At 67.2% G+C, this 21,336-nt stretch carries 19 protein-coding genes and 2 riboswitches; of the genes, 5 read left to right on the top strand and 14 right to left on the bottom strand.

What is annotated here, in order from left to right; all coding sequences use genetic code 11:
* Positions 1-29: 29 nt before the first annotated feature.
* Both ACZYZE_RS07875 and ACZYZE_RS07870 read right to left on the bottom strand, forming a co-directional pair.
* Complete coding sequence (locus tag ACZYZE_RS07875) at positions 30-1,943, bottom strand: ABC transporter ATP-binding protein (RefSeq protein ID WP_463907231.1); 1,914 nt, start codon at positions 1,941-1,943, stop codon at positions 30-32.
* Positions 1,940-3,610: an ABC-F family ATP-binding cassette domain-containing protein gene (locus ACZYZE_RS07870; RefSeq protein ID WP_463907230.1), complete on the bottom strand. Its 1,671-nt coding sequence runs from the start codon at positions 3,608-3,610 to the stop codon at positions 1,940-1,942. The genes ACZYZE_RS07875 and ACZYZE_RS07870 overlap by 4 nt, the downstream gene beginning before the upstream one ends.
* A 258-nt stretch (positions 3,611-3,868) precedes the next feature.
* Between ACZYZE_RS07870 and ACZYZE_RS07865 the strand changes: the two genes are divergently transcribed.
* Genes ACZYZE_RS07865 through ACZYZE_RS07855 form a run of 3 tightly spaced genes read left to right on the top strand, consistent with a single transcriptional unit; the run spans position 3,869 to position 6,176 of the window.
* Positions 3,869-4,615 carry a hypothetical protein gene (locus ACZYZE_RS07865; protein WP_459318545.1) on the top strand — a complete coding sequence of 249 codons (747 nt, stop codon included), beginning with the start codon at positions 3,869-3,871 and terminating at the stop codon, positions 4,613-4,615.
* The gene (locus ACZYZE_RS07860; RefSeq protein ID WP_463907229.1) at positions 4,597-5,343 is read left to right on the top strand and encodes a hypothetical protein; all 747 of its coding nucleotides are present in this window, start codon (positions 4,597-4,599) and stop codon (positions 5,341-5,343) included. The genes ACZYZE_RS07865 and ACZYZE_RS07860 overlap by 19 nt, the downstream gene beginning before the upstream one ends.
* Positions 5,344-5,372: 29 nt before the next feature.
* Positions 5,373-6,176: a hypothetical protein gene (locus ACZYZE_RS07855; RefSeq protein WP_463907228.1), complete on the top strand. Its 804-nt coding sequence runs from the start codon at positions 5,373-5,375 to the stop codon at positions 6,174-6,176.
* A 134-nt stretch (positions 6,177-6,310) separates the two neighbouring features.
* Here ACZYZE_RS07855 and ACZYZE_RS07850 read toward each other — a convergent pair whose 3' ends face one another.
* The 9 genes from ACZYZE_RS07850 to ACZYZE_RS07810 all read right to left on the bottom strand — a co-directional run bounded on the left by ACZYZE_RS07850 (position 6,311) and on the right by ACZYZE_RS07810 (position 16,945).
* Complete coding sequence (locus ACZYZE_RS07850; protein WP_463907227.1) at positions 6,311-9,358, bottom strand: alpha-mannosidase; 3,048 nt, start codon at positions 9,356-9,358, stop codon at positions 6,311-6,313.
* 105 nt (positions 9,359-9,463) lie between these two features.
* On the bottom strand, positions 9,464-10,336 hold the full coding sequence (gene fdhD, locus ACZYZE_RS07845; protein WP_463907226.1) for a formate dehydrogenase accessory sulfurtransferase FdhD: 873 nt from the start codon (positions 10,334-10,336) through the stop codon (positions 9,464-9,466).
* Between the two features lie 81 nt (positions 10,337-10,417).
* On the bottom strand, positions 10,418-11,779 hold the full coding sequence (locus ACZYZE_RS07840; RefSeq protein WP_463907225.1) for a molybdopterin molybdotransferase MoeA: 1,362 nt from the start codon (positions 11,777-11,779) through the stop codon (positions 10,418-10,420).
* A gap of 101 nt (positions 11,780-11,880) precedes the next feature.
* On the bottom strand, positions 11,881-12,168 hold the full coding sequence (locus ACZYZE_RS07835; RefSeq protein WP_459318551.1) for a DUF6457 domain-containing protein: 288 nt from the start codon (positions 12,166-12,168) through the stop codon (positions 11,881-11,883).
* Positions 12,152-12,832, bottom strand: coding sequence for a molybdenum cofactor guanylyltransferase (gene mobA / locus ACZYZE_RS07830; protein ID WP_463907368.1), 681 nt, complete (start codon positions 12,830-12,832; stop codon positions 12,152-12,154). The genes ACZYZE_RS07835 and mobA overlap by 17 nt, the downstream gene beginning before the upstream one ends.
* Before the next feature lie 124 nt (positions 12,833-12,956).
* Positions 12,957-13,457, bottom strand: coding sequence for an HNH endonuclease (locus tag ACZYZE_RS07825; RefSeq protein WP_459318553.1), 501 nt, complete (start codon positions 13,455-13,457; stop codon positions 12,957-12,959).
* Positions 13,458-13,679: 222 nt separating this feature from the next.
* Entirely contained in the window at positions 13,680-14,438 is a 759-nt protein-coding gene (locus tag ACZYZE_RS07820) for an NlpC/P60 family protein (protein WP_459318554.1), read from the bottom strand.
* A 309-nt stretch (positions 14,439-14,747) separates the two neighbouring features.
* Positions 14,748-14,917, bottom strand: a riboswitch (cyclic di-AMP (ydaO/yuaA leader).
* Positions 14,918-15,055: 138 nt separating this feature from the next.
* A complete protein-coding gene (locus tag ACZYZE_RS07815) occupies positions 15,056-15,880 on the bottom strand; it encodes a M23 family metallopeptidase (RefSeq protein WP_459318555.1) in 825 nt (274 codons plus the stop codon).
* 4 nt (positions 15,881-15,884) lie between these two features.
* A riboswitch (cyclic di-AMP (ydaO/yuaA leader) is annotated at positions 15,885-16,098 on the bottom strand.
* Between the two features lie 151 nt (positions 16,099-16,249).
* A complete protein-coding gene (locus ACZYZE_RS07810) occupies positions 16,250-16,945 on the bottom strand; it encodes an iron-dependent transcriptional repressor DtxR (RefSeq protein WP_459318556.1) in 696 nt (231 codons plus the stop codon).
* A 308-nt stretch (positions 16,946-17,253) separates the two neighbouring features.
* Between ACZYZE_RS07810 and serC the strand changes: the two genes are divergently transcribed.
* Positions 17,254-18,381: a phosphoserine transaminase gene (gene serC, locus ACZYZE_RS07805; protein WP_459318557.1), complete on the top strand. Its 1,128-nt coding sequence runs from the start codon at positions 17,254-17,256 to the stop codon at positions 18,379-18,381.
* 49 nt (positions 18,382-18,430) lie between these two features.
* On the opposite strand, the gene ACZYZE_RS07800 is transcribed toward serC, so the two are convergent.
* Genes ACZYZE_RS07800 through ACZYZE_RS07790 form a run of 3 tightly spaced genes read right to left on the bottom strand, consistent with a single transcriptional unit; the run spans position 18,431 to position 20,918 of the window.
* Positions 18,431-19,765, bottom strand: coding sequence for an MFS transporter (locus ACZYZE_RS07800; RefSeq protein ID WP_463907367.1), 1,335 nt, complete (start codon positions 19,763-19,765; stop codon positions 18,431-18,433).
* A gap of 44 nt (positions 19,766-19,809) precedes the next feature.
* Entirely contained in the window at positions 19,810-20,526 is a 717-nt protein-coding gene (locus ACZYZE_RS07795) for a DUF3027 domain-containing protein (protein ID WP_463907221.1), read from the bottom strand.
* 8 nt (positions 20,527-20,534) lie between these two features.
* Positions 20,535-20,918, bottom strand: a complete 384-nt coding sequence (locus tag ACZYZE_RS07790; RefSeq protein ID WP_459318560.1) for a cold-shock protein — start codon at positions 20,916-20,918, stop codon at positions 20,535-20,537.
* 178 nt (positions 20,919-21,096) lie between these two features.
* Here ACZYZE_RS07790 and ACZYZE_RS07785 point away from each other — a divergent pair, with 178 nt between their 5' ends.
* Positions 21,097-21,330, top strand: a complete 234-nt coding sequence (locus ACZYZE_RS07785; RefSeq protein ID WP_459318561.1) for a hypothetical protein — start codon at positions 21,097-21,099, stop codon at positions 21,328-21,330.
* Positions 21,331-21,336: the final 6 nt, after the last annotated feature.

The raw sequence follows: 21,336 nt of genomic DNA, 5'->3' as shown, positions 1-21,336 counted from the left end.
GCGGCGCGGCAACTCCGCCAACGGCACCCCTAGTACTCGGAAACCGCCTCGTCGACCACCGCAGCGGCCTCGGCGAACTGGGTCCGGTACAGCTCCGCGTAGCGGCCTTCGGCGGCGAGCAGTGCGGTGTGGGTTCCGCGCTCCACGATCGAGCCGTCCTCCACCACCAGGATGACGTCGGCGGCGCGGATGGTGGAGAGCCGGTGGGCGATCACGACGGCGGTGCGGCCCCGAAGCGCGGCGCCGAGCGCGTCCTGTACCGCGGCTTCGTTGGTCGAGTCCAGCGCGGCCGTGGCCTCATCCAGGATGACAACGCGCGGCTGCGCGATCAGCAGGCGCGCGATGGTGAGACGCTGGCGTTCGCCGCCGGAGAGCCGGTAGCCGCGCTCCCCCACCACGGTGTCCAGGCCATCCGGCAGGGAGCGGATCATGTCTTCGAGCCGGGCCTGGCGCAGCACATCCCACATCTGTTCCTCGGTCGCGGCCGGTGCGGCCAGGCGCAGGTTGGCGGCGATGCTTTCGTGGAACAGGTGCCCGTCCTGCGTCACCATGCCGAGGGTTTCGCGCATCGAATCGAAGGTGAGGTCACGGACGTCCACGCCCGTGCCCGGCGTCGCGCCACCGAAGCGGACGGCGCCAGAATCGACGTCGTACAAGCGGGAAAGCAGTTGCGCGATGGTGGACTTTCCGGCGCCTGATGAACCCACGAGGGCAACGGTCTGGCCCGGTTCCACCCGGAAACTGATCCCGTGCAACACCTCCTCGCCGCCGCGGGTATCCAGTGTGGACACGTCTTCCAGCGAGGCCAGCGAGACCTTGTCCGCCGAGGGATAGGCGAACCGGACGTCGTCGAACTCTACCGAGAGCGGGCCGGACGGCGATGATACGGCGTCGGGCTTCTGCTCGATGAGCGGCTTGAGGTCCAGGATCTCGAAGACGCGCTCGAAGCTGACCAGGGCGCTCATGATCTCCACCCGGGCATTGGAGAGCGCCGTGAGCGGCGCATAGAGCCGGGTCAGCAGCAGCGCCAGCACGACGACGTCGCCGGCGGCCAGTTGCCCCTGCAGCGCCAGGAAGCCGCCCAGGCCGTAGACCAGGGCCAGGGCCAGGGCGGAGACGAGTGTCAGGGCCGTGACAAAGGTGAACTGCAGCATGGCGGTGCGCACACCGATGTCCCGGACGCGGCCGGCGCGGAGCGCGAATTCGCGCGACTCCTCATCGGGGCGGCCGAAGAGCTTCACCAGGGTGGCGCCGGGGGCGGAGAACCGCTCGGTCATCTGGGTGCCCATGGCGGCATTGTGCTCGGCGGCTTCGCGGCGCAGGTCGGCCAGCCTGGAGCCCATCCGGCGGGCCGGAATCAGGAAGATCGGCAGCAGGATCATGGCAAGCACGGTGACAAGCCAGGACTTGCCCAGCATCACCACGAGGGTGAGGGCCAGTGCCACGACGTTGCTGACGACGCCGGAGAGCGTTCCGGCGAAGGCCGACTGCGCACCGATCACATCGTTGTTCAACCGGCTGACGAGCGCCCCGGTGCGGGTGCGGGTGAAGAAGGCGATCGGCATCTTCTGCACATGGTCGAACACCCGGGTCCGCAGGTCCACGATCACGCCCTCACCGATGATGGAGGACAGCCAGCGCGTGATCAGGCCGATCCCGGCTTCCGCCACCGCCACGATGGCGATCAGCACGGCGAGCCGGACCACAACGTCGGTGCCGGCACCGGCGATGATCGCGTCAACCACCTGCCCGGCGAGGACCGGGGTGGCGACGGCCAGCACGGCCATCACGATCGAGAGCAGCACGAAGGCGATCAGTTTGCCCCGGTGCGGCCGGGCGAAGCCGAATACCCGCCTGAGCAGCTCCTTCGAGAACGGCTTGGAGCCGCTCGAGGCGCGCGTGATGTTGTAAAGGGAGCTCCAGGCCACCCGGTCCATGCTCATTCGTTGTTGCCTTTCGGGGCGGTATGGCCCAGCTGTTCGGTGACGGCGCCGTTGTCCACGTTCCAGCGCACGTCCAGGCGCACGTTTTCCAGCAGCCGCCGGTCGTGCGTGACCAGCAGCAGCGCGCCGTCGTAGCTTTCGAGAGCGTCCTCGAGCTGTTCGATGGCGGGCAGGTCGAGGTGGTTGGTGGGTTCGTCCAGGACCAGCAGGTTGACGCCGCGGGCCTGCAACAGGGCCAGGGCAGCCCGGGTCCGCTCGCCGGGGGACAGGGAATCCACCGGGCGGGAGGTGTGGTCCGCCTTGAGCCCGAACTTGGCGAGCAGGGTGCGGACTTCGGCCGGAGTGTGGTCCGTGAGGACGGCCTCGACGGCGTCGCCCAGCGTCAGTGCTCCGGCCAGCAGCCCGCGGGCCTGGTCAATCTCGCCGACAGCCACCGAGGCGCCCATGGACGCGTCGCCGGTATCCGGCCGCTGAATGCCCAGCAGCAGGCGGAGCAGTGTGGACTTGCCGGCGCCGTTGGGGCCGGTGATGCCGATCCGTTCGCCGGCGTTCAACTGCAGGTTCACCGGGCCCAGGGTGAAACCGCCCTGCTGCACGACGGCGCCGCGGAGCGTCGCCACAACCGCGCTGGAGCGGGGCGCTGCCCCGATGCTGAACTGCAGCTGCCATTCCTTGCGGGGCTCTTCGACTTCCTCGAGCCGGGCTATCCGGGACTCCATCTGGCGGACCTTCTGGCCCTGCTTCTCGGAGGACTCGGTGCTGGCCGCGCGCCGGATCTTGTCATTGTCCGGGTTCTTCTTCATGGCGTTCCGGACGCCCTGGGAGCTCCACTCGCGCTGGGTGCGGGCGCGGGAGACGAGGTCCGCCTTGGTGTTGGCAAACTCTTCGAAGCGTTCCCGGGCGTGCCGGCGCGCGACGGCGCGTTCCTCCAGGTACGCCTCGTAGCCGCCGTCGTAAACCGACACGGCGTTCTGGGCGAGGTCCAGTTCCACGATGGTGGTCACGCAGCGGGCCAGGAACTCACGGTCATGCGAGACCAGCACCACGCCGCCGCGGAGTCCCTGCACGAAGGCCTCCAGTTTGGCCAGGCCGTTGAGGTCCAGGTCGTTTGTCGGTTCGTCCAGGAGCACGATGTCGAAGCGGCTCAGCAGCAGCGCGGCGAGCGCCACCCGGGCGGCCTGGCCGCCGGAGAGCCCTGTCATGTCGGCGTCGTGGCCTACCTCGAGTCCGAGGTCCGCCAGCACAGCCGGGATCCTGTCCTCAAGATCGGCGGCGCCGGAGGCCATCCAGCGGTCGAAGGCGAGGGAGTAGTCGTCGTCTGAGCCGGGCGCTCCTGCGCCCAAAGCTTCAGCCGTGGACTCCAGGTCCGCGGTGGCCTGCGCGCAGCCGGTCCGGCGGGCGACGTAGCCGCCCACCGTCTCGCCGGGAATCCGTTCGTGTTCCTGCGGCAGCCAGCCCACGAACGCGTCCGCCGGGGCGAGACTGACGGTGCCCTCCTGCGGTTCGTCGACGCCGGCCAGCAGCCGGAGTAGGGTGGATTTGCCCGCGCCGTTGGCACCCACGACGCCGACGACGTCGCCGGGCGCGACGGTCAGGGAGAGTTTGGCGAAGAGTGTGCGGTGGTCGTGACCACCGGAAAGGTCCTTGGCAACAAGGGTTGCAGTCATGAGTCCATCCTCTCACCGCGGCCCAAAACGGGCAGCCCGGACGGCAGCCCGCCACGGCAGGAAACCGCCGAAAAGCAGCCGAAATCCCGCCGGGCATAAAAGAACCCGCCGGTCCGGACTTGGGGGGTGTACGGACCAGCGGGTTCGAGCATTTAGCATAGTTGAATCAGCACCTCGCGTAAAATCACAGCCCGGGCCGAGCCGTCGCAAGCGCACGCCGGAAGAAACACGTCCAACCGATTCCGCAGGAAGCCATAGATGCCATTACCCGCAAAGGCGTTCCAACTCTGGCTTCACAGGGTTGCTCCGACGTTGAGCACGGCCGACATCTGCAGGATCTCCGGTATCAAGCGCACCACCCTGGCCCAGCAGCTGGTGCGCGGGAAAGTGGCCGAAACCACCCTCGTCAGCATCAGCCGCGCCCTGCGATTGAGTCCCTTGGCGGCCCTCGCCTCCTTCAACAGCTTCGCCGGACTGGCCGGGCAGCCGCAGCGGCCGGCTCCCGCCGAGCTGGTCAGCCAGATTGCCACCATGGATCTGCTGCGCGCGGTCATTTCCCGCTCTTCTCCGGCGTACGGCGGTTACGGGGATCACGGCAGTTCGCGGACGCCGCCGCTCAGCCCGGCCCCGCATGCCACGTCGGTCCGGAACTGGGTTGATGCGATCGACGACGGCGAGCTGCGGCACCGGGTCTCGGCCGCCACCGGCGTCGCGCCGCAGAACTATTCGGCGCAGTTGACCGCGAACCGGCTCTCCCCGGAACTGGCCGTCGCGACGGCGCGCTCGGCTGGAATAGGATTCACGGGCGGACTCGTCGCAACGGGCCTGATAACGGAAGCCGAGGCAGGCTGGCCGCCCGGGGCCAGGCAGGCCGCCCTCGACGCGCTTTCCGACGGCGAACTCACGGCACTTGCCGGCGAGCGACTGCAAGCCCTCGGCAAGACACTTCGTCGGCACGAGCAGGAGCAAGCACAAGCTGAAAAGATATGGGAGAACCTCGGATGATCGCGATGCTGCAGTGGACCACCTTGGCGGTCTGCGCCCTCGTCGCGATCGCCCGCATTCCGAGTGCTCTACGGGGTGAGAACCGGTCGCTGTTCTTCATCTTCGCGTTTATGACGGTGGCTATTCTGCTGAGTATGGACGCGAGCTATACCGCCATCGATTCCTGGCTTGGATCGGAGAACTACACGAACCTCATCCTGCGCTTTATCATCTACGGGGCGGTCCTGCTGTCCGGGTACCGGATCGCCAAGGGGTTCGATGCTCAGAGGAGTATCCGCTTCATCGTTGGGCCGGTGGGAATTGGAATCCTCTCCCTCATTGGCATCGCGACCCTGGCACTCTTCCTGCTGGCCGACACCGCGGGGACCGTCACCGGGTTGACCACTCTGCCGTCCAAGAGCCCTGAGAACGCTGCACTCATCGAATCGTATGCGGCGGCAGGCCGCCTTTACCCGTCGTACGTGGCAGCGTGCATCCTTCCCGCCACCTATCGGGCCATCAGCCAGAGACTGCCCCAGGCTATACGCATAGGAGCACTGCTGTTGACCGTCGCCTTCGCATCCATGGCGCTTGGCACCTTCTTCCCCCTGATCCCCTCGGAAGTTGGATATGTGAAGGCCATCATCAACTACACCTCTGTTCTGTGCCTCGCCCTGGGACTGGCCTTCGTCTGGATCTCCAGCCTGATGGCGAGGCGCACGCCGGCGGCCCGACCGGTCGTCTCCTGATGATGACCGTGAGCTGAGCAGGGAGCGACTTGGACGACTCCGGGATGATGGCCATCCTTGAATGGGGCACGTTGGCAGTGTGCTGCACCGTGCTCCTCCTCCGCGTTCCGGATGCCCTGCAGGGACGAAACAGAACCGTCTTTGGCATCCTGCTCCTGGCTGCGCTGTGCAGCCTGCTCGCTGTCTCCGGCCCCTACGAAGTGATCGACGGTGTGCTGGGGGGCTGGAACCTCACCCACCTCATCCTGCGGTTCCTCGTCTTCGCCGCCGTCCTGCTGGTCGGCCTGCGGGTGGCCAGTGGACTCGCAGCGGCCAGGGGCTACCGACTGATTGCAGGGAGGACGGGGCGCTGGGCCCTGGGCATCAGCTGCGTGGCCGTGGCGGTGCTCTTCCTCCTCCTGGACACGAGAGGGTCCTCTGCCGGGTTGGAGGCGCTCTCTCCCAGCGGCGGGCGGAACGCCGTCCTCGCTCCGATCTATGCCGCCGCCGGCCGCAGCTACCCGGCTTTCATCTCAATCATCCTTATAGCCCCCCTGCTGGCTGCGGTCAGGACCCCGCTGCCGCGGCTCGTACGGGCAGCTGCGCTGCTGACGCTCCTCGGCGCCCTCGCCGTGGTCGTGAGCATTCCGGCGTCCTTCGCGCCTCCGGAGTGGGCGCTTGGACAGCATGTGATCAATTACTCAGCGGTCCTGGGCTATGTACTGGGCCTCGCCCTGTTCTGGTTCTCCGGGCTGATCGCCAGCAAATCTGGTAACGCTAATGCAACATTAATTAAGAACGGCGAAAGGGCGTTCACAAAATCATTAGACCGTGAGAGAATCATGAATGTGTGAAAGCGGCAATCGCTTCGTGGACGGGAATAAACCGTGCGAAGCCGAGGCAGTCGTCCAAGCGCCATTGGGGGGATGAGTGGTGGCGGTCCGGAAGGACCGCTCCCACTCAGCCTGTTTAACGGGATTCTTCGGCGTCAGGGGGCGTCGGGGCGCCCGCCTTGGCGCACGAATCTTAAGGTCACAAGCTGGAAGGGCCGGAGGGCCAGTTCCGCGGTATTACGGCCCGCAGTCACGCCCGGTGACACCATCGGCCGCTCCAGGAGGTCCACGGTGTGGACACCGGAAGCGTCGAAGTTGGCCGTCACGATTCCCGTGGACCGCTCCCCCAGAGACTCGTACAAGCGCACCACCACATCCCCCGAACCGTCCTCAGCGAGCTTGACAGCTTCGATGACCAGCGCCTGGTTCAACACGGTAAACAGCGGCTCCACCCCATGGGCACCCCTGACCACGCGCGGCGCCAGGTTGGTGCGGTAGCCCTCCTCGACGGCCCCGGCGATGCTGGCACCGGGCCTAATCGTCACGTTCAGTTCATGCCGGCCGCGGTCCGCGCCCGGATCCGGGAACTTGGGGGCGCGCAGCAGCGAGAGCCGCACGGTGGTGGTCGTCCCGCCGTCGTCCTCCCGGATGTGCCGGGTGACGTCGTGGCCGTAGGTGGAAGAATTGGAAACCGCCACCCCATAGCCGGGTTCGGCGACGTGGATCCACCGGTGCGCGCAGATCTCGAACTTCGCCGCCTCCCAGGACGTGTTGAGGTGGGTCGGGCGGAACACATGCCCGAACTGGGTCTCCGAGGCCGAGCGGTCCGCCCGGACATCGAGCGCAAACCCGAGTTTGAGCAGCTTCTCGCTCTCCTGCCAGTCCACGGCAGTGGAAATCGCCAGGGAATCACTGCCCGCCTCGAGCGAGATCCGCTGCGTCACCGTGGATGAGCCGGCCAGCCGTTCCACCACAACGACAGGATCCCGGCCACCGCGTTCCAGCGTCACCGAGCGGGCCTCGGTCAGCGGAACGACGTTGCGGCGATAGAAAGCGTCGATGTCCCAGGCATCCCATTCGTTGGGAGTGTCCCGGTGAAGTTCCAGGAGGTTGCCACACTGCCCGGGCGCAATCGCCTGGCGCCCGCTGGCGTGGTCCATGAGGGACGCGAGCAGCCCGTCTGCATTGACGACGGCCCGGATGATGCCGTTGTCCAGGCTGAAGCCGCCCCCGGACTCGGTGACCAGCACGGGGTGTTCCGCGCGGACCGGCTCTGCGGCGGCGAGGGCGGGGACGCCCTGGCGCTGGTGCGGGGCTGCGTTGAGCAAGAACTCCCGTTCGCCACTGCCGAGCAACGCCACTGCCGCATCCGCGATGATCGCCTCCAGCTGGTTTCCGACGGCGGTGTAGTTCCGTTCGGCGTCCTGGTGCACCCAGGCGATGGAGCTGCCGGGAAGAATGTCATGGAACTGCTGCAGCAGGACGAGGCGCCACAGGCGCTTGAGCTCGGCCGCCGGATAGCGGTAGCCGCCGCGCACCGCGGCCGTGGCGCACCAGAGTTCCGCTTCCCGCAGCAGGTGCTCGCTGCGCCGGTTGCCCAGCTTGGTCTTGGCCTGGCTGGTGTAGGTGCCGCGGTGCAATTCCAGGTACATTTCGCCGACCCAGACGGGAAGCGACCGGTATTCGGCTTCTGCCCGGCCGAAGAAGCTCGCGGCCGAGCCGAGCCGGACCTTTGGAGATCCCTCGAGGTCCGCCGTGCGGCGCGCGGCCGCCAGCATCTCGCGGGTGGGTCCGCCGCCGCCGTCGCCGTAGCCGAACGGGACCAGCGATGTTGTGCCGCGGCCGTGGTCCCGGTAGTTCCGCTCGGCATGCGCCAGCTCCCGGGCGCTCAGCTCCGAACTGTAACTGTCCACCGGCGGGAAGTGCGTGAACAGCCGCGTGCCGTCGATGCCCTCCCAGTTGAAGGTGTGGTGCGGCATCTTGTTGACCTGGTTCCAGGAGATCTTCTGGGTCAGGAACCACTTGCTGCCGGCGGCCTTGACGATCTGGGGCATGGCCGCGGAGTACCCGAACGTGTCCGGCAGCCAGGCCTCCTGGCATTCCACGCCGAATTCGTCGAGGAAGAAGCTCTTGCCCTCCAGGAACTGGCGGGCCATCGCCTCGCCGCCGGGCATGTTGGTGTCCGATTCGACCCACATGCCGCCCACCGGGACGAACTGGCCGGTCATGACCTTTTCGCGGATCCGCCCGAAAAGCTCCGGGTACAGTTCCTTGATCCAGGCCAACTGCTGGGCCGAGGAGCAGGAAAACACGAAGTCGGGGTCCTCGTCCATCAGCGCGACGACGTTTGAGAACGTGCGGGCGCATTTGCGGATGGTTTCCCGGACGGGCCACAGCCAGGCGGAGTCGATGTGCGCGTGGCCGGTGGCGAGCAGCTGATGGGCCGAGGCGTAGGCCGGCCGCGACAGGACACCGGCGAGGGCGCCCCGGCCGGCGGCTGCGGTTCCGGACACGTCGTCGGGGTCCAGGATGTCCAGCATCCGCTCCAGCGACCGCAGGATCTCGTGCCGGCGGGGCAGCTCCATCGGCAGTTCGTGCATGAGCCCGCTGAGCGTCCAGATGTCCTGCTGCAGCTCCCACACGGTCTGGTCGAGCTCGGCGATGACGATCCGGCCCAGCCGGTATTTCGGATCGTTGCCCGCAGTGGCCTTGTCGCCGTAGGGGGTGGCTGCGAAGGTCCATCCCTGCGAGAGGTCGGGATTCGCCGCGGCCTCGACGTAGAAATCGACGGAAACGCCGCTGCCCAGCAGCTTGAGCGGGATGTACTGGTTCCGTGGGGAAATGGCCTTGATAATGGTTCCGTCGGGCCGCCAGGCGATTCCTTCGCACTGGAACCCGGGGAGGTCTGCGCTGAAGCCGAGGTCCACCACGATTTCCACCGATGTGTCCACCCCGGTCCCCCAGCCGTCCGGGACGTCGCCCTGCAGCCTCAGCCATTTGGTGCTCCAGGGTTTCCCCCAGGCCGCCCCCTGCTCCTGCGGGGTGAACTCTTGCCGGAGGGCCTCCATGACCGGCACCGGCTCATCCGGAACATCCCAGCTGCTCAGGGTGAGGGAAACACTGCGCGGGTAGACCGCGGGGATGATGCGTTCGCGCACAAAGCGGTCCAGCCGGACTTCCGTAAGACGGCGGTCGTCGTGCAATGTGATCCTCTTCGCTGGCGTGGATGCCGCTGAATCGCATCCAGTCGGTGGATAAAACCTACTTCGCCGGGCGCCTGAGGCCAAGCGCCCGGCCAAGTGTGACCGTCAGCCCGCCACGGACGCGGGCACGGACACACGGCCCTGCCCGGCGTACACGTTCAGCGAGGTCCCGCGGCTGAATCCCGCCAGGGTCATTCCGCTGGCCTCCGCCAGTTCGACAGCCAGGCTGGACGGCGCACTGACCGCCGCCAGTACCGGGATGCCGGCGAGTGCGGCCTTCTGCACAAGTTCGAAGGAGGCCCGGCCGGATACCTGCAGCACGGTTCCGCTCAACGGCAGCATGTTCTCGCGCAGGGCCCAGCCAACCACCTTGTCCACCGCGTTGTGGCGGCCGACGTCCTCGCGCAGGCAAAGCAGTTCAGCGGAGCCGTCGCCGGCGATCCGGAACAGCCCCGCGGCATGAACCCCGCCGGTGACGTCGAAAACGGCCTGGGCCTCCCGCAGCAACTCCGGCAGCGACGCGAGCGTTTCCAGCGGCACCGTGAGCGGGTCCGCGGCAGGGCTGAAATGCGAGGACTTATGCACGGCTTCGATCGAGTCCGTGCCGCAGATTCCGCAGGAACTCGACGTGAAGATGTTCCGTCCTGTGTCCGGCCGCTCGACGTCGGGCCGCAGCTGGGCTTCGACGACGTTGAACGTCTGGGCGCCGTTTTCGTCTTCGCCGGCGCAAAACCGCAGGGAGACGAGCTGTTCAGGGCTCCAGATGACGCCTTCGGAGACCAGAAACCCCGCCACGAGGTCAAAGTCGTTGCCCGGAGTCCGCATCGTGACGGAGTAGGACAGGCTGCCGATCCGGATTTCCAGCGGTTCTTCAACGGCCAGGATGTCCTCGCGGTGGCGGACCGGAAACTCGAGCGCCTGGGGGGATCCGTCCAGGACAAATTTGTGCACCTTGCGGCGCTGCGTTACGCGGCCCATCAGGTACTCCTAACCAACATAGATCCATCATTGCAAGCGCACGGCCGGGTGGCCAGCACGGTGTTTTCCAAGCGCTGCCGGCTATCCGAGCAGAGCGCTCCAGTCCACCGGCCCGTCGGTGCCGGCGGGCTTTCGGGTGGGGCGTTTTGGGGCGGCCTTCGCTTTCGCTCCGGCGGCTGCCGGCTGCGGGATGGGGGCGCCCCACGGCAGCGCAAAGGCCGGGACCAGTTCCCCCAGTTGCACGCCGTGGGGCGGGACCACCAGCACACCGTCGGCGGCGGCCAGGCCCCGCATCATCCCCGGACCTGTATGCCGCGCCGGCGACGCCATGCCGTAGAGAAGGCGGAACGGCATCAGCCGGGTGCGGCCAGGATCCGGTTCGATCATCGAGCCGCAGGGCACCTCGCCGACGGGCGGCAGCGGCCGGTGCCCCAGCGCTGCCAGGAGCGGGGCGCCGATGGTTGAGAGCGCCATCATGGCCGCGAGCGGATTACCCGGCAGGCCCAGGATGAAGCGGCCGTCGGGCAGCTCGGCAAGAACGGCCGGATGGCCGGGGCGCATCGCGATGCCGTCGATCAGCAGCCGACCGCCGAGCTCGGTGACCGAGCGCCGGAGGTGGTCGGTTCCGGAGCGGCCCGTCCCGCCCGTGGTGATGACGACGTCGGCGGGCAACGTCTCCGGCGCAGGTGCAGCGGCCGCTCCGGGGGCAGTTTCCCCGTCGGCGCCGGCCGGTTCGATGTCCTCGAGGGCGGCGAGCCATTCGGCGTAACTGTCCCCGATCTTGACCTCGTCGGTGCAGATGCCGCCGAGCATGTCCACGACGCCGGCCAGTTGCGGGCCGAAGGTGTCGCGCACCTCCCCGGGCTCCGGGAGGCCCGAGGCCACGACCTCGGAGCCGGTGAGTACAAGCCGGACCACCGCCTTGCCAAGCACGGGCAGGGTGTCGTGGCCGGCCAGGGCAGCTAGGGCAAGATGGGCGGGGTTAAGGATGGTGCCGCCGCCGATGAGCAGGTCACCGGCGGCCGCTTCCTCGGCGGCCTTGCGGATGTGTTCGCCGTTTCGCGGCTCCCCGGGCTTGGCGGCGCCGCCGGTCTGCAGCACCGGGAGCCCGTCCTCGTCCCCGCGGATGCTGCCGCTTTCACTGCGCAGCACGGCCTTCGCGCCGGCCGGGATCAGCCCGCCCGTGACGATGGGGCTTGCCTGGTGCGGAGCCAGCCGCTGGCCGGGTTCCGCAAGGATCCAGGGCCCGCTGCCGTTGACCGCCCAGCCGTCCATCGCCGAGGAAGGATAGTGGGGCATGTCATGGAGCGCCGCCACGTCCGCCGCCAGGGTGCGTCCCAGCGCGCTGCGAAGCGGCACGGGAGCGGCAGGAATGGGAGAAGCGCAGTCGAACGCGAACTGCCGGGCTTCCTGCCAGGTGTGGGCGAGGTGCCGGTGCGGCATTTCCGGTCCGGGCTCCGCCGGTCCGGGCTCCGCCGGTCCGGCAGGGCCGTCTGGGCTTTGGCCGACCCCGCCTGCCGCCCTGCCGTGAGGGGGTGCAGTTCTCATGCCCCGGAAGCTTCGCTAGCCTCGTAGTCCTTGGCCAGCTTCCGGGCCACGGCCATGGCGGCCTGCATGGAGACAGCATCGGTGGCCTGGCCGGAGCCGGCGGCCAGGCCCGCGGCAAAGCCGGCAATGAAGGTGGTAAGTGGGGCGGCGGGGCGCACTATGGAGTGTGCTGCGACACCCGCGAGAGCCAGGACCTCGTTGACGTCCACCTCGACGTCCTCCAGTTCCAGGGCCTGGAGCAGGGCACGGCACCAGTCTTCCAGCGTTTCATCCTGGCTCTTCACCGTTTGCCTCCAAGGTTGGGTTCAGCTGCGGGGCTCCGGACCCGTTGCCCGGATCGTGGCCGTGAACCAGGCCGGATACCCCAAGTGCGGAGGCATCGTCCCACGTATCCACGTCATCCGTGGCCCCGGAGGGGACAGTAACTTCCCGCACATCAAGACTAGCAAGAAGGGCAAATACTGAGGCGTTTGTGAGCACGCCACGGCGCCCAGCTTCGTCCACGCACCGTTGTAGCGCAGTTGTGCCATATAAGCCGACAAGGGGTTGCCTCCGCCCGTCCGCAAGCGCCATGACCCCGTCGCCCTGGGGCTCAGCCTCCGGCGCGGACGGGCCGGAACGCCGGGTGGTTCCGGCGGCTTCGAAGAGCACACGCAGCGCGGCATCCACCCGCGGCATGTCGCAGGCCAGGACAAGGGTCAGCGGCGGTGCCGCAACACCCCCACTCCCACTCCCACTCCCACTCCCACTCCCACTCCCAGCATGGTGCAGTTGGAGCGCTGAGAGTCCAGCCGCGATGGCGGCGGCGGGTCCGGCGAACGGCGGGTCCTCGCGGCAGCTCAGCACACCACGGGGAAGCGTTCCGGGGTCCGGGCCGACAACGACGACTGTCCCGGCGTCCCGCGCGGCCTGCAGCGCACGCGCCAGGAGGGTGGCGCCGTGGTACACCAGCCCGGCCTTGGGCACGCCACCCAGGCGGGAGGAGCGCCCGCCGGCGAGAATGACAGCATCGAATTCCACCGGCCAAGCCTAGCGCGGCCCAGGCACGTTCACCCGGGAGCGGCGGGCCGGGTCAGGCAGCAGATTCCGGCAACAGGAACGGGTCCCAGGCCGGCGTCGGCTTTTCCAGTTCTTTGATCTGCCAGATCGCGCCTTTCGGCGGCCCCGGGAGGAAGCTGAGTTTCCAGCCCATCTCGGCCGGCGTGTGGTCACCCTTGGTGTTGTTGCACCGCAGGCAGGCGGCGACGAGGTTTTCCCACGAATCAGCTCCGCCCCTGGATTTGGGGTGGACATGGTCGATGGTGTGGGCAGCTTTACCGCAGTAGGCGCAGCGCTGTCCGTCCCTGCGGAGCACGCCACGGCGGCTGACAGCCGTCCTGGTGTTGTACCGGGGCCTGATGTAGCGATTCAGCAGAATCACCGACGGCCGGCCGAGGATGTCCGTTGGCCCGACGACGGGATCGTCGCCTTCGGCCACGACACTGGCTTTTCCAGTCAGCACAAGAACGAGCGCCCGGCGGAAGGTCACTACCGCCAGCGGTTCATATCCAGCATTCAGAACGAGAGTGCGCATCCGCATACCTCTTCACGGCCGCACCCGCCAGGGGCACGAGGGCCGGCTGCCCTGTGCATGGTCGGGCTATGGATCGACACCACAAGAGTAAACACGCGAGTGCCGGATCACCGAATTTTTTTCGCCGGAGGATACCCGTGTCGGCTGAAATTCATCCCGCGGCAACACAAAGGACCCCTGCCGCAGGGGCAGGGGTCCTTGGTGTTGCTGGCAGTTGGTCTCTTAGCCGCCGACGCGGATGAAGACCGGGCCGGAGCCGACGTTGACGCTTTGCAGAGAGGTGGTTCCGCCGTTCCAGCCGCCGTGGACGGCCATGCCGTTGCCGACGTATACAGCGATGTGGGCCATACCCGCGCCACCGTTCTGGTAGTAGGCGAGGTCACCCGGCTGCGCTTCAGCGGCGCTCACGGTGCGGCCGAGGGACAGGTACCCTGCCGGCCAGCCGTGGTAGTTGATGCCGGCAGCGGCCAGTGCGTTCGTGGCCAGTGCGGTGCAGTCCTGCGCAACGCCGAGCTGGGCGTAGGCAGCAGCCGCGATCGTGGAGCCCTTGCCGCTGGCAACGCCAGCGGCAGCCGGTGCGGCAACAGCCGCGGTGGCGCCGACCTTGGTGCTGGCGGTCTTGGCAGCGGTCGCAGCTTCCTGGACCTTGACGACCGGCTTCGGGGCCTCGACGACGGGAGCCGGGGTGGTGGTGACTGCCGGCTTCTCGTAGGAGATCGCAATCGTGGAAGCAGCCGAGATGGTTGCCGGAGATGCCGACTGGACTTCGAGCGTGGAAGCGGAGGTGGATTCGCGCTGAACATTGGCCTCAGCAGCGTTGGCTGCGATACCGCTGGTCAGAACCAAACCGGAAGCGGCAGCGATAACTGCAGCCTGGCGGCCCATGCCGCCGGCGTTGTCGCCGACAGCCTTGGCAATGACAGCCAGCGAGTTGGTCTTGGTGACCTCGGCGCGGTGCCGTGCGATTGCACGAGTAGTCATTAAGTTCTCTCTTTCGTGATCCTTGGAAAGCGCTTTTTGGGCGCAGTCTGAGGACGCTCCGGCATCTTGGGGGTACGCCGGATCGCCCCGAATGGGTTACTTAGCGAAGGGTGTAATGCGAAGACGCGCCAAAAACGGGAACTGCATGCAGGTGCTTGGCCTGCGGGCCGGACTCAGCAGAGATTGAGACGGCGGTGTGGGATCCATTCCGGGCGCCGGCAAGGGCAGCACGAACGTTGGATTCCAGCGGGCTCGTAAGAGCCGCGCAAGCGCGGTGAAGCGCAGCATTGTGGCGTGAAGACACGAAAAGTAGCCTCTCCCAATGCCTGCGAGGTGAGCTGTCGGATTCGGATGGGAGTCACCCGGCCGCGCCGCTTCCTGGGAAGCTTTGCGACTTAACCCCAAGGTCTTCTTTCGAAGACCAAAATTGGTTCCCCCGCCCCTGCCAGACGATGTAATGCGAACGGACCTTGAGCGGTGGCAGAGCTAGGCAATCCACTCAAGAGCGCCAACTTCGGAAAAGTTGGCGTACCTCATACGGTACAGCAGTTGGGATTCAATGTCACATTCAGATCACGGCGTGTCACAGGAATGCGAGAGTGACCCATCGGCTTGGCTTAGAGCCAGCCGGTGGGGTCCACGACTTCGCCGTTGACCATGACCTCGAAGTGGAGGTGGCAGCCGGTGGAGGCGCCGGTGGTCCCGCTCATCGCCAGGACATCGCCGCGGGAGACCTGCTGGCCGACGCGGACGCTTGAGGAGGACAAGTGGTTATAGGTGGTCTCCAGGCCGTTGCCGTGGTCGATCACCACACGGTTGCCGCCGCCGTAGGGGTGCCATCCAGCGAACGTGACGGTGCCGCTGGCGGCAGCGTGGACTGCTGTTCCGCACTGGGCCGCAAAGTCCTGGCCGCGGTGGAACTCGCCGGAACCGCCGGTTATGGGGCTGACGCGCAGCCCGAAGGCTGAAACGGTGTCCATCCGATCCAGTGGTGCACCAAGGCTTCCCGAAGAGGCGGCACGCGTGATGGTGCCGGCGGCCTGGGCGCTCAGCAGTTGCTTGAGCTTGCCGTCCGGATCACCCTGGGTGGTGACGGCGGTGCGGTTGAAGTCGATCTTGGCGGCGGCAGCGGCAGTAACATCCGGCTGGGCGGCGGCGGAGACTGATCCGGCGGGCGAACCGGCGTTGGTGGCCGTGACCGGACCGGTCGCGGGGACCGTGACTGTCAGGATCAGACCCGTGGCGGCCAGGGCAATGCCGGCCTTCTGCCCAACACCGCTGGCGGCGGCGAAGTCGGTGACCTGCCGGAACGGGCTGCGGCGGCCGCGGCGTTCATCGCGGTGCGCGTCGCGTGGGCGGTCGGCCAATGAGGCGGCGGTCGGACGCGGCTCCGGAGCGGGGCCGGTCGCACGGCGGCGGCCCCTGGCGGTCTGGGTGGTCAAGAACGGTTCCTCTCTGGATAGCCTGCGAAGTTAGCTGTCGGATTCGGGTCAGAGAGATCAAAGACCCGGTCCGCCGTAGCAAGCACCCAGACACAGAGGCATCCAAAAAAAGTCCCTCACTGGAGTGTGCTTGCCGCTGACGGACTTCACCCCAAGGCTGTGTTGAAACAGCCGGAAGTGGTTCCCCCGCCCCTGCCAGAAGGTGACTCTGCGACTGATCCGCTGGCAGAGCTCGGCTTCGGATCAGATAACGCTTTGGTATCGGTACTAGTCATCAACTATAGGCGATTAAGCCGCCCGGTGATAAATCCGTTATCGGCAGTAGTGCACAACTTGTGGGTCATCCCACAAGTGATGGCTGAAGTGGGGTTAACCGACCGTAACAAAAACATGGGCGGCGACCTCGGGCGGCAGCTCGAGGGCCCCCTCGATATCCGGCACTCGGACCGAGATATATTCGCCGACGCGCTCCAGCGAGACTCGGGCACCGGGACGGATCCCGCCCTCGTCGAGCTGGACAAGCAGTTCCGGCTCCACCTGGATGGGCTCGGCAAGCCGGTTGACCGTGATCCGGGAATCGGCTCCGTAGCCGGCCATGGCTTCGAGCAGGTTCACGACACCGACCGGGTGCGGCGGGGACGGCGGGCCTCCGAGTTCGGCGAGGCCAGGAATCGGGTTGCCGTACGGGGAAACGGTCGGGTGGTTGAGCAGTTCGAAGATCCGCCGCTCCACGCGTTCGCTCATCACGTGTTCCCAGCGGCAGGCTTCCTCGTGGACGTAGGCCCAATCGAGGCCTATCACGTCGGCCAGGAGGCGTTCGGCCAGACGGTGCTTGCGCATGACTTCAATGGCACGTTTCCGGCCGGTTTCGGTCAGCTCAAGGTGCCGGTCGCCGGAAACAACCACCAGACCATCGCGTTCCATGCGTCCGATGGTCTGGGAAACAGTGGGCCCGGAGTGGCGGAGCCGCTCGGCGATGCGCGCGCGGAGGGCGACGATGTTTTCTTCTTCAAGCTCCAGAATGGTCCGAAGATACATCTCCGTAGTATCGATCAGATCCGTCATTCAGCTCAGCTCCTCGAGCGCTGTCCTTGCGTCATTCCCACGTACCGCGTGCAGGATGAGCCCTGGCGAGCTCGGCCGTACGCTCGCAGGACAGCCTAGCCTATTTTGAATTTGTCCGGATAATTTCGCGGCGCCCCACGGTACCCCGGCAACGTTTTCAATGACCGGACTATGTCGGGCTCCTTTCCCGCCAGTCCGGCGCAGTCAGGCAGAATGAAAGTAGGCTCCGTTGCAGCCACCCCGCCGGGCCAGCTCCGGAGCCACACTTTGTACCAGCGCTTTGTACCAGATCAAAAATTGGAGCCACTGTGAGCGACACCAGCATCACGATCCCCGCAAACCTCCTGCCCAGGGACGGCCGGTTCGGCGCCGGACCGTCCAAGGTCCGTCCGGAACAGATGGATGCCCTCGCCGCGTCGACGAAGCTGCTGGGTACGTCCCACCGCCAGGCGCCGGTCAAGGGCCTCGTTGGCTCTGTGCGTAATGGCCTCAGCCAGTTTTTCCGCGCCCCCGAAGGCTATGAGGTCATCCTCGGCGTCGGCGGTTCCACGGCGTTCTGGGACATTGCCAGCTTCGGCCTCGTGGAGAACAAGGCACAGCACCTGTCCTTCGGCGAGTTCGGCTCGAAGTTCGCTTCGGCCACGAACAAGGCACCGTTCCTCGCGGAATCCTCCATCATCAAGTCCGAGCCGGGCACGCGTCCGGAGGCCAAGGCGGAGGCCGGCGTCGACGTGTACGCGTGGCCCCAGAACGAGACCTCGACCGGCGTTGCCGCCCCGGTCAGGCGTGTGGCCGGTTCCGACGAAGGTTCCCTTGTGCTGGTCGATGCCACGTCCGCGGCCGGCGGCCTGGCCGTGGATGTGGCCGAGGCGGATGTCTACTACTTCGCCCCGCAGAAGAACTTCGCGTCCGACGGCGGCCTGTGGCTTGGCCTGTTTTCTCCGGCAGCGCTGGAGCGTGCGGCCCGGATCAAGGCCGGCGGCCGCTGGATCCCGGACTTCCTGGACCTCCAGACGGCGATTGATAACTCGCGGCTGAACCAGACCTACAACACCCCGGCCCTGGCCACGCTGGTCACGCTGGACGCCCAGGTGCAGTGGCTCAACGCAAGCGGCGGACTGGACTTCGCCTCGGCGCGCACGGCGGATTCGGCCGGACGGATCTACCGCTGGGCCGAGGCCTCGGAGTACGCCACTCCCTTTGTGGCGAAGGCTGAGGACCGCTCCAACGTGATCGCGACGATCGACTTCGACGACTCCATCGACGCCGCGGCGATCGCCAAGGTGCTGCGCGCCAACGGCATCGTGGACACCGAGCCGTACCGCAAGCTGGGACGCAACCAGTTGCGTATTGCCACGTTCGTGGCGATCGAGCCGGACGATGTGTCGGCACTGCTGGAGTGCATCGACTTCGTCGTGGGCGAGCTGAAGAAGTAATCTTCCGGCTCGACAAAACGCAGCACGCAGCACACTGACCGCTGACGCGTCAGGGATCGACGGCGTCGTCCGGGTCTGTTTCCCGGGCGGCGCCGTTCGCGTGACCGCCGGAACCGCCGGCACCGCGCCCGGATTCGACGTGGAAGTAGTGCAGCCCGCGGGCCCTGCGGTCGAAGCGGATCCGCAGCCGCTTCGCCCGGATGATCCATAGCAGCCCGATCAGCGCGGCGACCAGGCCGGAGGCCGCCGCGACGCTCATGGACCAGCGGGGGCCGGCGACGTTCGCGATCCAGCCCACCAGCGGCGCCCCGATGGGTGTGCCGCCCATGAAGATCGCCATGTAGAGCGCCATCACCCGGCCGCGCATCACAGGGTCCGTGGTCGTCTGTACGTAGCTGTTTGCGCTGGTCATCATGGTGATCGCAAAGAGGCCCACGGGGACCAGCGCGACGCCGAACCAGAAGTAGCTGGGCGCGAGGGCGGCGATGCCCGAGGTCACGCCGAACGCCCCGGCAGCCCCGAAGATGACCCGCAGCCGGGGCTTCTTCCGGCCGGCCGCCAGCAGCGCCCCGGTCACGGAGCCGATGGCCATGATCGAGTTCATCAGCCCGAAGGCTCCGGCGTCGAGGCCGAATTCCGTTCCGACCATGGCCGCGATGAACAGCACGAAGTTCAGCCCCAGGGTTCCCACGATGAAGACCGCTACGAGCACCACCACGATGTCCGGCCGGTACCGCACATAGCGCAGCCCTTCCCGGATCCGGCCCTTGCCCGCGGCGGCCTTCGGCAACTGGCGGAGCGAGGCCCTGGGGATCTTCCACAGGCTCAGCAGCAGCGCCACGAAGGTGAGGGTGTTGATCAGGAAGACCCAGCCGGGGCCGACTGCCACCGTCAGGAGGCCGGCCACCGCGGGGCCGATCATCCTGGCCACATTGAAGGAGGCGCTGTTGAGGGCCACCGCGTTGGGCAGGTAGTCGTCGCGGACCAGCTCGGAGACGAAGGTTTGGCGCACCGGGGCATCGAGGGCCGACACGACGCCGAGCAGCAGGGCGAAGCCGTAGACATGCCAGAGCTGCGCGGCACCGGAGAGCACCAGGATGCCCAGGCCCGCGCTCAGAAGCGCCATCGCGGACTGCGTTCCGACCAGCAGCTGTTTGCGGTTGAAACGGTCGGCCATAAGCCCCGCCACCGGAGCCAGGAAGAGTTGAGGCCCAAGCTGCAGTGCCATCGTGATGCCCATGGCGCCCGCGTCGTGCTCGGTCAGGCGGTCAAAGACCAGCCAGTCCTGGGCAGTGCGCTGCATCCAGGTGCCGATATTGGAGATGATCGCCCCGATGAACCAGATCCGGTAGTTCAGGACGTGCAGGGACTTGAAGGTGGACATCATGCCCGGCCTCCACAGCTCGTCTCCCCTGCCGGTTCCAACCCCTAGTCGAGCTTGTCTGAGGCCGCTTCGCCGGACGCCTCGTCGTTCGAGGCGTCGACTTCCACGTCGTCGGCGTCGTACTCGTCGCCGGCGCCGTCGGCGTTGCCGTCCGCGTCATCAGAGTCGTCTTCGGGGGCGGTGTCGTCCTCCTCGAAACCGTCCCCTACCGAGGAGTCGGCCCCTGCCGGGGCGTCCTCCGCGGCAGGCTCGCCGACAGCCTGGTCCTGGCTTTCGGAAGCGGCGACTTCGGCCCCTGCCTCGTCTCCCTGTTCGTCCCCGGGGCGCACACGTTCGGCCCACGGGACCCACTCGGGCGCCAGGATCGAGTCGTCGGAGGGCAGGAGGCCCAGCTCGTCGACCGTGACGGCCTTGGACCGCGAGTTGCGGGTGAGCACGGCATACCACCGCCAGCCCCCGTAGCCGGCCAGCTTCGATTCGAAGAGGTGGGTTACCAGACGGTCACCCTCACTCTTGGCGCCCAGGTGCGGGCCGATCTGCTCGGCCGCGGCGATGCCTTCCACCGCGGTGCGGGCGACGTCGACGGCGGCGGCCAGGACGGCGTCGGGCTTGCCGGTGCGCCAGGCAGGAACCCCGGCGCGCGGCTTGGACCCCGCCGCTTTGGCTCCGGCTGCACTTGACCCGGCGGTTTTGGATCCGGCGATTTTGGATCCGGCGGTGCCGGAGGCTTCGGGCGCGTTGTGTTCAGGTTCCGGAGTCATCGCCGAGCCTATGCGTCCAGCTCGTCGGCAACCTTACGCAGGGCGACGGCGATCGCCTTACCCTTGTTGCCTTCCGGGTATTTGCCCGCGGAAAGCGTCCCGGACAGGTTGTCCAGGACGGAGACGAGGTCCTGCACCAGCGGCGCGAGATCCCTCGCGCTGGGCCGCTTGGCCTTGGCGATGGACGGTGTTTTGTCGAGTACCCGCAGGCCCAGGGCCTGGGCGCCCTTGCGGCCGTCGGCCACACCGAACTCGACGCGGGTGCCGGCCTTCAGATCCGTTATGCCCTCGGGCAGTGCGGACTTGGGCAGGAAGACTTCCTGGCCGTCCTCGCCCGCGAGGAATCCGAAGCCCTTTTCCTTGTCATACCACTTGACCTTGCCGGTAGGCACGTAATCAACCTTCTTCGTTCTGCTGGGGACACAGCCGGCGGCCACCGCATCCGCATTGATATGCGGGTTCAGGGTGTGGCTGCCCGGACCATGTTGGTCTGTTCCCTCAAGGTTATCCTGCCGGACCCGGTTTGCGGCGTTGGGGCGCGGGCTGGACCGGGCTGTTAGCGTTACTCCCATGACACCACTGCGCTTCCGGCGGCCCCTCTTGATCATGGCGGCGGCCGTCGCCGTGCTGTCCCTGATTGCCGTCGGCGCAGTCATGGCTATGGCCTTCGCCAACACTGTGGCCCCTGTCTGGGTCACCTCCGCCGCCCTCTATGGGCTGCCGCTGGCTTTCCTGCTGATGCTCTTCCTCGTACTCGACGGGGCCGCAGCCCGGCGCCGGACGCGTGGACCCGGCGAAAGGTAACGTTGG

Source organism: Pseudarthrobacter woesei (assembly GCF_055412745.1).
Note: the sequence above shows the minus strand (reverse complement) of the source record. Positions and strands in the feature narration are given on the sequence as shown.

Excerpts from the sequence above, each read along its gene's own strand:
- ACZYZE_RS07875 (WP_463907231.1), bottom strand. The coding sequence starts at position 1,943 with ATGAGCATGGACCGGGTGGCCTGGAGCTCCCTTTACAACATCACGCGC.
- ACZYZE_RS07870 (WP_463907230.1), bottom strand. The coding sequence starts at position 3,610 with ATGACTGCAACCCTTGTTGCCAAGGACCTTTCCGGTGGTCACGACCAC.
- ACZYZE_RS07865 (WP_459318545.1), top strand. The coding sequence starts at position 3,869 with ATGCCATTACCCGCAAAGGCGTTCCAACTCTGGCTTCACAGGGTTGCT.
- ACZYZE_RS07860 (WP_463907229.1), top strand. The coding sequence starts at position 4,597 with ATGGGAGAACCTCGGATGATCGCGATGCTGCAGTGGACCACCTTGGCG.
- fdhD (WP_463907226.1), bottom strand. The coding sequence starts at position 10,336 with ATGGGCCGCGTAACGCAGCGCCGCAAGGTGCACAAATTTGTCCTGGAC.
- ACZYZE_RS07840 (WP_463907225.1), bottom strand. The coding sequence starts at position 11,779 with ATGCCGCACCGGCACCTCGCCCACACCTGGCAGGAAGCCCGGCAGTTC.
- ACZYZE_RS07825 (WP_459318553.1), bottom strand. The coding sequence starts at position 13,457 with ATGCGCACTCTCGTTCTGAATGCTGGATATGAACCGCTGGCGGTAGTG.
- ACZYZE_RS07820 (WP_459318554.1), bottom strand. The coding sequence starts at position 14,438 with ATGACTACTCGTGCAATCGCACGGCACCGCGCCGAGGTCACCAAGACC.
- ACZYZE_RS07810 (WP_459318556.1), bottom strand. The coding sequence starts at position 16,945 with ATGACGGATCTGATCGATACTACGGAGATGTATCTTCGGACCATTCTG.
- ACZYZE_RS07800 (WP_463907367.1), bottom strand. The coding sequence starts at position 19,765 with ATGTCCACCTTCAAGTCCCTGCACGTCCTGAACTACCGGATCTGGTTC.
- ACZYZE_RS07795 (WP_463907221.1), bottom strand. The coding sequence starts at position 20,526 with ATGACTCCGGAACCTGAACACAACGCGCCCGAAGCCTCCGGCACCGCC.
- ACZYZE_RS07785 (WP_459318561.1), top strand. The coding sequence starts at position 21,097 with ATGACACCACTGCGCTTCCGGCGGCCCCTCTTGATCATGGCGGCGGCC.